The 11,449-nt window shown below is 63.8% G+C and carries 8 protein-coding genes; 5 read left to right on the forward strand and 3 right to left on the reverse strand.

The window, feature by feature from the left end:
• The first annotated feature begins 13 nt into the window (after positions 1-13).
• From Q8Q80_RS08340 to Q8Q80_RS08360, 5 genes are all read left to right on the forward strand, one after another.
• A complete protein-coding gene (locus Q8Q80_RS08340) occupies positions 14-1,927 on the forward strand; it encodes an XrtA/PEP-CTERM system amidotransferase (RefSeq protein WP_305632470.1) in 1,914 nt (637 codons plus the stop codon).
• 13 nt (positions 1,928-1,940) lie between these two features.
• Positions 1,941-3,155 carry a TIGR04063 family PEP-CTERM/XrtA system glycosyltransferase gene (locus tag Q8Q80_RS08345; protein WP_305632471.1) on the forward strand — a complete coding sequence of 405 codons (1,215 nt, stop codon included), beginning with the start codon at positions 1,941-1,943 and terminating at the stop codon, positions 3,153-3,155.
• Positions 3,152-4,258: a glycosyltransferase family 4 protein gene (locus Q8Q80_RS08350; RefSeq protein ID WP_305632472.1), complete on the forward strand. Its 1,107-nt coding sequence runs from the start codon at positions 3,152-3,154 to the stop codon at positions 4,256-4,258. The genes Q8Q80_RS08345 and Q8Q80_RS08350 overlap by 4 nt, the downstream gene beginning before the upstream one ends.
• 71 nt (positions 4,259-4,329) lie before the next feature.
• Positions 4,330-5,688 carry a phenylacetate--CoA ligase family protein gene (locus tag Q8Q80_RS08355; RefSeq protein WP_305632473.1) on the forward strand — a complete coding sequence of 453 codons (1,359 nt, stop codon included), beginning with the start codon at positions 4,330-4,332 and terminating at the stop codon, positions 5,686-5,688.
• 15 nt (positions 5,689-5,703) lie between these two features.
• Positions 5,704-7,056 carry a putative O-glycosylation ligase, exosortase A system-associated gene (locus tag Q8Q80_RS08360; RefSeq protein ID WP_305632474.1) on the forward strand — a complete coding sequence of 451 codons (1,353 nt, stop codon included), beginning with the start codon at positions 5,704-5,706 and terminating at the stop codon, positions 7,054-7,056.
• Between the two features lie 41 nt (positions 7,057-7,097).
• Here Q8Q80_RS08360 and Q8Q80_RS08365 read toward each other — a convergent pair whose 3' ends face one another.
• Genes Q8Q80_RS08365 through Q8Q80_RS08375 form a run of 3 tightly spaced genes read right to left on the reverse strand, consistent with a single transcriptional unit; the run spans position 7,098 to position 11,439 of the window.
• Positions 7,098-8,285, reverse strand: coding sequence for a glycosyltransferase family 4 protein (locus tag Q8Q80_RS08365; RefSeq protein ID WP_305632475.1), 1,188 nt, complete (start codon positions 8,283-8,285; stop codon positions 7,098-7,100).
• Between the two features lie 3 nt (positions 8,286-8,288).
• Positions 8,289-10,157, reverse strand: coding sequence for an asparagine synthetase B (locus Q8Q80_RS08370; protein ID WP_305632476.1), 1,869 nt, complete (start codon positions 10,155-10,157; stop codon positions 8,289-8,291).
• A gap of 55 nt (positions 10,158-10,212) precedes the next feature.
• Entirely contained in the window at positions 10,213-11,439 is a 1,227-nt protein-coding gene (locus Q8Q80_RS08375) for a glycosyltransferase family 4 protein (protein WP_305632477.1), read from the reverse strand.
• Positions 11,440-11,449 lie beyond the last annotated feature (10 nt).

Consider the following 11,449-nt stretch of genomic DNA (forward strand, 5'->3'; position numbering starts at 1 on the left):
CGGACCTTCCTGCATGTGCGGTTTCGTTGGCATTTTCGACACGCGCAACCGTCGCGACATCGTGCGTGACGTACTGCACCGGATGAACGAGTCGCAGCATCACCGCGGCCCGGACGAAGGCGACCTGCATATCGAGCCCGGTGTCGGCCTCGGGCATCGCCGCCTGTCCATCATCGACGTCGCCAGCGGCCAGCAGCCGCTGGCCAACGAAGACGGATCGGTCATCGTCGTGTTCAACGGCGAGATCTACAACTTCCAGTCGCTGATACCCGAACTGACGGCACTGGGACATACCTTCCGCACGCGCAGCGATACCGAAGTGATCGTGCATGCGTGGGAACAGTGGGGCGAAGACTGCGTGCAGCGCTTTCGCGGCATGTTCGCGTTTGCGCTGTTCGACCGCAACACCGGTACGCTTTTCCTGGCGCGCGACCGGCTCGGCGTCAAGCCGCTCTTCTATGCCTTGCTGCCGGACGGCCAGCTCATCTTCGGATCGGAGCTGAAGGCCCTGACCGCGCATGGCGGTCTGTCGCTCGCGCTCGATCCGCATGCGGTCGAGGAATACTTCGCACTCGGCTATGTCGCCGATCCGCGCACCATCTACCGCCAGGCGTTCAAGCTGGAACCAGCACACAGTCTGTGCATCCGGCGCGGTGAAGTGGCGCCGGCGCCGCGTCGCTACTGGGACGTGGATTTCGGCTCGGTCATTGCGATCGACGCGGTGGAAGCGGAGGAAGAACTGATCCGCCGCCTGCGCGAGTCGGTCGGCCTGCGCATGATTTCCGAAGTGCCGCTCGGCGCGTTCCTGTCGGGGGGTGTCGATTCGAGTGCCGTGGTCGCGATGATGGCCCAGGCGTCGGACACGCCCGTCAATACCTGTGCCATCGCCTTCGACGATCCGGCGTTCGACGAATCGCGCTTCGCCCAGCAGGTGGCTGACCGCTACCACACCAATCATCGCGTCGAAATGGTCGCATCCGACGACTTCGATCTCATCGATACGCTTGCCTGGCTCTATGACGAGCCATACGCAGACAGTTCGGCGCTGCCGACCTATCGCGTTTGCCAGCTTGCACGCAAGCATGTGACGGTCGCATTGTCAGGCGATGGCGGTGACGAAAGCTTCGGTGGCTATCGCCGCTATCGGCTGCACATGATGGAAGAACAGCTGCGCTCGCGCCTGCCGCTGGGTGTGCGCCGCCCACTGTTCGGCACGCTCGGCCAGCTTTATCCGAAGGCCGACTGGGCGCCGCGCGTGTTCCGCGCCAAAAGCACCTTCGAATCGCTGGCCCGCACGTCCGTCGAAGCCTATTTCCACTCTGTTTCCATCCTGCGCGATCCGATGCGCAGGCAACTGTTCAGTGCGCGCATGAAGTCGGAACTCGGCGGCTACAACGCCGTGGAGGTGTTCCACCGCCACGCGGCGCGCCACCGGTCGGACGAGCCGCTGTCGCTGGTGCAGTACCTCGACCTGAATACGTATCTGGTGGGCGACATCAACACCAAGGTCGACCGCGCGAGCATGGCGCATTCGCTCGAAGTGCGCGAACCGCTGATGGATCACCCGCTGGTGGAATGGCTGGCCACGCTGCCTGCATCGCTGAAGATCCGCGGACAGGAAGGCAAGTACCTGCTGAAGAAGTCGCTGGAACCGCATCTGCCGCATGACATCATGTATCGCCCGAAGATGGGCTTTTCGGTGCCGCTCGCGCGCTGGTTCCGCGGTCCGCTGAAGCAGCGGGTGCGCGACGCGGTGCTCGGCAGCCGGCTGGCCGATACCGGCTGGTTCAATCGCCCGTATCTGGAACATCTGGTGGACGCGCATCAATCCGGACGCAGCGACTACAGCGCGTCGCTGTGGACCCTGCTGATGTTCGACGCCTTCCTGCGCAATCAGGAGCGTCAGACCCTGCGCGACGCCGCCTGAGGAGTCCACCGCGATGCGCATCCTGCACGTACTCGATCATTCCATTCCGCTGCACAGCGGCTACACGTTCCGTACCGCCGCCATCCTGCGCGAGCAGCGCAAACTGGGCTGGGACACGCACCACGTCACCGGCGTCAAGCACACGGCGCCCGGGCCGCTGGTGGAAGACGTCGACGGACTGATCTTTCACCGTACACCGTGGTCGCCAGGCACGCTCGAACGCGTGCCGGTGCTGCGTGAGCGCGCACAGATGCGTGCGCTGGAACAGCGCCTGCTCGAGGTCGCGCGCGACGTCAGGCCCGATGTGCTGCACGCGCACTCACCGGTGCTCAATGCCTTTCCGGCACTGCGCGTCGGCCGGCAACTGGGCATCCCCGTGGTCTACGAAATACGCGCCTTCTGGGAAGATGCGGCGGTCGATCATGGCACCACCACCGAAGGCAGCCTGCGTTATCGCGCTACCCGCGCAATGGAAACGCGTGCCGTGCGAGCAGTCGATGCGGTCACGACCATCTGCGAGGGCTTGCGGCTCGATCTCGCCGGGCGGGGCATACCCGCATCGAAGATCACCGTCATTCCCAATGCGGTCGATGTCGAGAATTTCGCCTTCGGCGTCCCGGGCGACGAGGCGCTGCGCGCCGAACTCGGCCTGGTCGGCAAACGCGTGCTCGGCTTCATCGGGTCCTTCTACGCCTACGAGGGGCTGGACCTGCTGCTGCGCGCGCTGCCGGCCATCCTCGAGATGGCACCCGATGTTGCCCTGCTGCTGACCGGCGGCGGCCCGCAGGAAGCCAATCTGAAGCAACTCGCCGGGGAGCTCGGTCTGCAGAAACACGTGATCTTCACCGGCCGGGTACCGCACGCCGATGTACAGCGTTACTACAACCTGGTCGATGTGCTGGTCTATCCGCGCCATTCGATGCGTCTGACCGAGCTCGTCACACCGCTCAAACCGCTCGAGGCGATGGCCCAGGGACGGCTGCTGGTGGCGTCCGATGTCGGTGGCCACCGCGAACTCATTCGCGACGGCGAGACCGGCATCCTGTTCCGTGCCGGTGACGCCGACGATCTCGCGCGCAGCGTGCTGCGTCTGCTCGGCATGCACGAAAGCTGGCCGTTGCTGCGTGCGGCCGGCCGACGTTTCGTCGAGAACGAGCGCACATGGAAGGCGTCCGTTGCGCGTTATGGCGATGTATACGGCGCCCTGCGGAGAGCTGCCGCCGCATGAGCTTCGACGGCCTGCGGCTGATGCTGGTCGGGCCGTTGCCCCCACCGGCGGGCGGCATGGCAAACCAGACACGTCAGCTGGCCGACAAACTTGCCCTGGAGGGCGCAAAGGTCGAACTGGTCCAGACCAACGCGCCCTACCGGCCGGCGTGGCTCGGCGGCATGCCGGGCGTCCGCGCCATCGCGCGGTTGCTGCCCTACCTGGCTGCGTTGTGGCGCGCTGCCGCTCGCAACGACGTCATGCATGTCATGGCCAATTCCGGCTGGTCGTGGCACCTTTTCGCGGCACCCGCCATCTGGATCGGCTGGCTGCGTGCTTGTCCGGTCATCGTGAATTATCGCGGCGGTGAGGCTGAACCCTTTCTCATGAAGCACGCCTCCGTGGTCAGACTGAGCATGGCAAAGGCGGCCCTGCTGGTCGTGCCATCCGGTTTCCTGCAGGGCGTTTTCGGGCGTTTCGGCATGACGGCCACCATCCTGCCGAATGCCGTTGATGTCGAGCGCTTCTCGTCGACACCGCCCCGTCCGTGCGGTACCGCCCCGCATCTGGTGGTCACCCGCAATCTCGAAGCGATCTACGATAACGAAACAGCCATTCGCGCACTCGATCTCTTTCGCAGGCAATTCACCGGGGCGCGTCTGACGCTCGCCGGTGAAGGACCGGAAAAACCAAGGCTCGAAGCACTCGCGCTCGAACTCGGACTGCGTGAAGCCATCGTTTTCGCCGGCCGCCTCGACCGGGATCACGTGGTCGCCCTGTATGGATGCGCGGACGTGATGATCAATCCTTCCCGCGTGGACAACACGCCCAACTCCGTGCTCGAAGCCCTCGCTTGCGGCGTACCTGTCGTCAGCACCGATGTCGGCGGCGTGCCCTTCCTCGTGGAAGATGGCCGAACTGCGCTTCTGGTGCCGCCCGGTGATCCGCAGGCCATGTGCGATGCGCTGATCCGGTTGTTCACCACCGACGGGCTGATCCATCGACTGCACGAAGCCGGGCTGGCGCACGTCGCACAGTTTTCCTGGCCAGCGGTGCGCCGGCGCCTGGCCGATACCTACAGCACCGTGCTGCCAGCCACAGACCGCAGGCCCGACAAAAGGTAGTCTTCGTCCTCCCGGTGCAGCGGTTTTCCTGCGCCCGGCAGCAGGCCCGAACAATCCACATTCCCTCATCGATGTCACAGGCGCGGCGCTTCCCGAATTTAATCTCTTCGGTCATTTTTCCGCTGCAGGAAAAGCTGAAGGGACACACCACAGTGGCGGACCGGCGCGCGCTTGAGCAGTCGCAATGGTGGTCGCCCGAAAGGCTCGAAGCGCATCGTGTCGAGCGGCTGCGGTCCCTGCTTGTCCGCGCCGGATCTCATGTGCCGTATTACCGCGATCTGTTTGCCCGGATAGGGCTTGATCCGGCACGCGTTGCGTCAACCGCCGATCTGCAGCGGCTCCCGTTTCTCGACAAGCCGCTGATCCGCGAGCACACGGAGGCGCTCAAGGCCGATGACGCGCGCGGACTGGTGCGCTTCAACACGGGTGGCTCAAGCGGCGTACCGCTGATCTTCTTCATCGGTTCCGAGCGCGTCAGTCGCGATGTCGCCGCCAAGTGGCGGGCGACGCGCTGGTGGGGCGTCGATATCGGTGATCCGGAAGTGGTGCTGTGGGGCAGTCCGATCGAGCTCGGTTCGCAGGACCGGATCCGCCGCTGGCGCGACGCCCTGATGCGTACCCGGCTGTTTCCCGCATTCGAAATGTCGGACCGGAAAGTGGTCGATTTCATTGCGCAGTTTCGCGCGATGCGTCCGCGCATGCTGTTCGGCTATCCATCGGCTTTCGCGCACATTGCCCGCTACGCGCAACGCACCGGAGAGCGGCTGGACGATCTGGGCATCAAAGTGGTGTTCGTGACGTCCGAGCGGCTGTACGACCATCAGCGGGCACTGATCGAGCAGGTATTCGGCGCCCCGGTGGCGAACGGTTACGGCGGTCGCGACGCAGGGTTTATCGCGCACCAGTGCCCGCACGGATCGATGCACATCACCGCCGAAGACATCATTGTCGAAATCGTGGATGCGCAAGGGCGCGTGTTGCCGCCCGGCCAGTCCGGGGAGATAGTGGTGACCCACCTCGCGACAGGCGATTTTCCCTTCATCCGCTATCGCACCGGCGATGTCGGCACGCTGGGCGAACAGCCCTGCGGCTGCGGCCGCACGCTGCCGGTACTGCAGAAAATCGAAGGCCGCAGCACGGACTTCATCGTCGCGCAGGACGGTACCGTGATGCACGGGTTGGCGCTCATCTACGTGGTGCGCGACATGCCCGGCGTGAGCGCTTTTCGCATCGAGCAGGAAAGTCTCGAACTCACGCGCGTACGCATCGTCACCGATGACGACTTTCCGCAGGACGGCGATGAACGGATACGGGCGGGTATGAAGGCGCGTCTCGGAAGTGCGGTGGATGTCGTGGTTGAACACGTCGTCCAGATCCCGGCCGAGGGGTCGGGGAAGTTCCGCTATGTCATCAGCAAGGTGAAGACGTGATGGCGGTGGTGGGACATGCGTGACATCGTCGTCACGCTCGCCGTCTTCGGCGTGTTGCCTTTCGTGCTGCGCTTTCCATGGTTGGGCATATTGCTGTTCACCTGGCTCAGCCTGATGAATCCGCACCGCATGGCCTATGGCTTTGCACTGAATCTGCCGTTTGCGATGATCGTCGCGCTGACCACGCTCGTGGCGCTGCTTTTCTCCAAGGAAATCAAAAAGATAATCTGGACCCGCGAAACGGTGGTCCTGTTGATTTTCGTCCTGTGGATGTGCGTCACAACCATTTTTTCGATGTATCCAGTGGTGGCTGTCGCACAGCTGGAAAAAGTGCTGAAGATTCAGTTGATGATCTTCGTGGCGCTCATCCTGATGCGCAGCTTCGACCGCATCGAAGCCTTGATCTGCATGTGCGCAGCATCCATCGGCTTCTACGGTTTCAAGGGCGGTATCTTCACGATTCTGAAAGGTGGTTCGAATCGTGTTCAGGGACCACCCGGAACGTTCATCGAGGGCAACAACGAGATCGGCCTGGCCATGGCGATGACCGTGCCACTGCTGTTCTTCGTTCGTTCGCGTGTCGTCAATCCAACGCTCAAACTTTTCATGACGGTATGGACTGTGCTGACCGCGTTCGCTGCCATCGGTACGCAGTCGCGCGGCGCCCTGCTGGGCATGGCAGCAATGACGGCGTTCGTCTGGATCAACAGCCGGAACAAGTTGTTCAGTGGATTCCTGATCGCTTTGACAGGGCTTTCGATAGCGGCCTTCATGCCGGAGTCATGGTATGAGCGCATGGGTACCATCAAGACGCACGACGAGGATGCATCGGCGATTGGCCGTGTGAATGCGTGGTGGACCAGTTTCAACATGGCCAAGGACCGAATATTCGGCGGAGGCTTCGATTGCTGGCAGTCGTTGACTTTCTCCATGTACGCGCCCGATCCATCGAATGTCCGGGACGTCCACAGCATTACCTTCGAAGTCCTGGGAGAACACGGCTTCATTGGTTTGGCGCTGTTCTTCACCCTGGGATTGCTTACCTGGCTCAGTGCCGGCTGGTCCGCCCGACAGGCACGTCGCATGCCGGACATCGCGTGGGTGGCCGACATGATGCGTATGGTGCAGGTCAGTCTTATCGCCTATGCGACAGCCGGCCAGTTTCTCGGTCTCGCATACTTCGATTATTACTACATGCTGATCGTGGCAGTCGCCTCGACAACCTGGCTCATCAAGCGGCGCCTCGCAGGCCTTTCCGACGACGAATGGTCCAGAACCCGTCCCGAAGGCTTCCTGAAGGGGGGTCGCCTTGATCTTCCGTGGCCCTGGAAAAAGCGCGGGTCAGCGCTTGCCCGTCAGGACTATTAGCGTTGTGCCAAGGACGTCGATGGGTTGAACGGCCTCGCGGCTCAGCGACGTAACTGGTCGCAGACGATGCGTGTCTTTTCCATAACCGCCTGCCATGAAAACTCGCGATGTGCCCGCTCCTGCGCACGCGCGGCGCATTGCGCGCCGAAGTCGCTGGCGGGATCGAGCAGGGCGAACAGTGCCTCGCCGATCGCGGCGACCGATTCGCCATCGCAGCGCAAGCCGGTTGTGCCATGAAGCACCGCCGAGCCGGTGCCGCCTGCATTGCCGGCGAGTGAGGCCCGGCCACAGGCTGCGGCTTCGATGTAGACCATGCCGAAACCTTCGGTGTCGTTGCCCACGTCGCGGTTCGGCATCGCAAAAAGATCACTCGCGGCGTACCAGAGCGGCAGATCGTCTGCGCTGACGCCGCCCAGGAGGTGAATGCGCCCCGGCATCGGCGAGTTGGCGCGCATGTCCTCGAGATACTGTTGATCCTCTCCCTTGCCGATGATTGCGTGATGAGCATCGAGTCCGCGCCTGACCAGGTCGGGGATGGCCTGCATGACATGGTCGAAGCCCTTGCGGCGCGACAATCGCCCCACCGACAGCACCAGCCGGGACGACGGTTGCAGCCCGATTGAGGCGCGCAGCGCGCTGCCATCGAGTCCGGGTCGGAAACGCAGGGTATCTGCCCCCGGATTGATGATGACAACGCGGTCGGGCGCTACGCCCATGTCGAGCAGCAGGTTGCGCGTGAATTCACCATTGGCGATGACCAGTTGCGCGGACGTGTAGGCCTTGGTCATCGCCTTTACCCGGCGCGGATGCCGCCAGGTCGTGATTTCCTCGCCGTGGGCGTAGATGACGACCGGCAGGCGCAACAGGCGTCCGGCGTGCACGGCCACGAGTCCCTCCGGCAGCACACGCCCGGCATGGATCTGCGTGACCGGATTGCGCCATCCGACCGACATGGCCTTGAGGAAGAACTCCGCATAGACCGGCAGGGATTCCGGGCGCATCCATTCGTAGCGTTTCAGCCCGAGCCGATGGATGGTGTTCGGACTCGAGCGGTCGTGATCGTCCGCACCTTCGACGTCTGCCGTCAGGATGTGGGTGCCGGTGCCGCCCATGCGGCGATAGACCTCGTCGAACCACACGGCTGTTCCGCCCTTGGTCGGCTGGAACAGCTCGGTGATCACCAGATAGCGCGCGTCGGGCGCCTTCGCGGAAGGGTCGGTCGCTGTCATGACTCAGGTGTCCAGTCGGGCCTGCGGATGCGACTGCAGCCATTGTTCGAGCATCATCAGCACCCAGATCATCACGCCGTAATACGAGGCATGTTCGCTGCGGTGTCGTTCCAGAAGATGTTGCACGAACTCGGGTTTCACCACGCGGCGCTCTACCAGTGCATCGAGCGAATCCTTTGCCAGGCGGCCAAGTTGTGCATCCTGCTGCATCCACAGTCCGAACGGCAGCCCGAATCCGTGCTTCGATTTCGTGAGGACCGCCTGCGGCAGGAAGTCCTTCAGCGCATCCTTGAAGAACCAGCGCAACTGACCGTCGCGTACCTTGTAGTTCGCGGGCAATGGGGCCGAGAACGCCATGAGCCGCTCGTCGAGCAATGGATAGCGCACGTCGATGTCCGCCAGTTCGCACATGCGCGACACCTTGCGCAGATCGCTGTCGGCCAGCGTCTGTTTCAGATCAAGATGCATCATGCGGTCGACCATCGCGGTCGAACGGGTGCGCCCGTAAACCTCGCGTGCGAATTCCCGGGGTCTGTGCGGATTGAGTCCGGACAGCAGGCGATCCTGCAATATCCGGCTGGCACCTTCGCGTTCGACATGATTGAACACTTCCATGCGATCGGGCAGAGGTATGCGGGCGCGATTGACGTAGTTGCGCGCGCGCCGGAATACACCGATCGCCAGTGCATCGGGCAGATTGCCGAACACGCCGTCCAGCACACCGCGCAGCGGCCCAGGCAGGCGCCCGTAACGTTCGAAAACCTCCTGATCGGCGTAGCGGGCGTTACCCCCGAAGATTTCGTCACCGCCGTCGCCGGCGAGCATCAGCGTGCGACCGCTGTCGCGCGCCATGCGGGCGCACAGGAAGGTCGGCACGGCCGACGCATTGCCGAACGGCTCGTCGTACAGCGCCGCGATCCTGGGGATTGCCTCCGTCACGTCGGCGGACGTCACATAGTATTCATGGGGCCTGCAGCCGAAATGAGAGGACGCGATGCGGGCGTACTCCATTTCATCGAAGCCGTCCGCATCGAAGCCGATGGAGTAGGTGTGCGGACCGTGTCCGGCGACGCGTGCCATGACGCCGGCGACCGTCGAACTGTCGGTGCCACCGCTCAGGAAGGCGCCTACTTCTTCTCCGGTGCCGATGCCTCGAACGGACTGTTCAAGCAGTTCGCGGAAGCGCGCCGCGTGGCGTTCGTAGTCGTCGCCCGCCGCTTCGTCGTAAGGCATGCTCCAGTAAAAGCCGGTTTCTGCCGTCGTGCCGCTCAGGTGCAGGTATTGCGCAGGCAGCAGTTTCCACACATCCCGGTAGATCGTCGCGGGTGCCGGGACCATGTGACTGTAGAGATAGTCATAGACCGACTGCGGGTCGACGTCGGCCGCGACTTCGGGGTGTGCCGTCACGGCATCAGCGGTGGCGCCGAATACCAGCGTCGATCCGCGTCGTGCGTAGCAGAGCGTGTGCGTGCCGACGCGGTCGATTGCCAGCAGAGCCTCGCCGCGGTCACTGTCGAGCAGGGCAATCGAAAAGCTACCGTGCAGGTGTTCAAGCAGCGAATGTCCGCGCTCTCTCCAGGCATGCAGCACCGACTGGGCCATGCCGGTGTGCGCGGCGCGCTCGCGCAACGCTGCGTCAGACCAGGTGGGGCGTCCGGCCAGCGCGAGCAACAGCCCGCCGTCCTTGCACACTTCCGTTTCACCGGGCGTCGCGCGCACGGCAGTCGCGCACCCTGCGCCGAGCCGGTATTGCAGCGCAGACGACGACAGACCGCCGAGCCGATCGCCCATGAGGCGTATGCCAGCCGATGGGTCGGACATCCGTGGCGAGCCGGCACGCGTGCCCTCAAGCCAGCCGCAAATCTTGCTCATCATTGTTCCTTTTCAAGCCGGACGCAGCCGGTGACTGTGGTGCCACGGCGCATCTTCATTGTTTTGTTCCAAGCAGATCGGCGTAAAGCCGGCAGTAGTTGCCCGCGACGGCCTCCAGCGAGAACAACTGTTCGGTGACGCGTCGACCGTTGGCGCCGAGTCTGCGGCCATCGGGTGACAAGGCATCGGTCACGGCGGTCGCCAGTGCAGCGACGTCATCTTGCGGATAGGTATAACCCGTTTCGCCGGGCTTGATCAGTTCGCGCGTTCCGCTCACGTCGGCGGCGACGCAGGGAAGACCACACGCCATCGCTTCGAGCACGACGTTGGGCAGGCCTTCGCGGCGCGACGGCAGCACTAGCAGGTCGGCCGCCCTCAGATAGGTGTCGATGCCCGCGCTGTAGGGGCGCAGACGGAAGCGACGAGGCGCGCTGTCCTGCAGGGCCTGCAGGCGCGCCAGCAATTTGCCTTCCGGATCTTCACGACTTTGCGGGCCGATCGCGACCAGCAGCGCTTCGGTGCCGAAGGCATCGTGCGCGACCCATTGTGTGGCCAGCCACTCGATGTTCTTGCGTCCGTCCATGACTCCGGCGTAAAGCGCCAGTGGTTGATTGAGCGGAAGGTCGAGCTGCGCGCGCAAGGCGGACCGGGTGTCATCGCCGGCTGGATGGAACAGCGTCGTATCCACCCCGTTGGGCAGATAGTGAATGCGCTCCGGGCAAACGCCGCAGTCCCGGAATTCGCGGGTCAGATCGCCGCTGATCGCCACGCAGGCGTCCACCTGCCGCAGCAGCGCGAGGTGCAGCCGACCGGACAGCGAAGTGCCCACGCTGTGCAGGTCATCGCTGGCCAGACTTGCCTTGACGATGGACTTGAGACCCGCGGCACGGGCGAGCGGCCCGACGATGGCATTCGTGTAATAGGCGCCGTGGCTGTGCAACAGGTCGAAATCCTTCCGTCGTCGCCATACGTAGGCCCAAAGGTTCGCCCACAGCCGCAGCTCGCGATGTTTGCTGCCTCGCCCTGCATAGAGGCGCGTGACCGGAAAACCATCCACGACATCCTGCTCCGGCAGGCCGCGCCAGCGCACGGTGACGAACTCGACGTGGTGGCCCAGCCGCCGAAGCTGCCGTGCCAGCATCAGCGCCTGCTGCGCCGCACCGCTGAATTCCGGCGGGAAGTAGGTCGAGTACATGAGTACGCGCAGCGGGCGCGCCGGGTCTTCCGCAACCGGCGTGCTGTCTTGCAGATGGCGGGTGGTCGATGCGCTGGGCAGGCTCATGCAGGCCGGG

This window comes from Methyloversatilis sp., from assembly GCF_030698125.1.
Taxonomy (GTDB): domain Bacteria; phylum Pseudomonadota; class Gammaproteobacteria; order Burkholderiales; family Rhodocyclaceae; genus Methyloversatilis.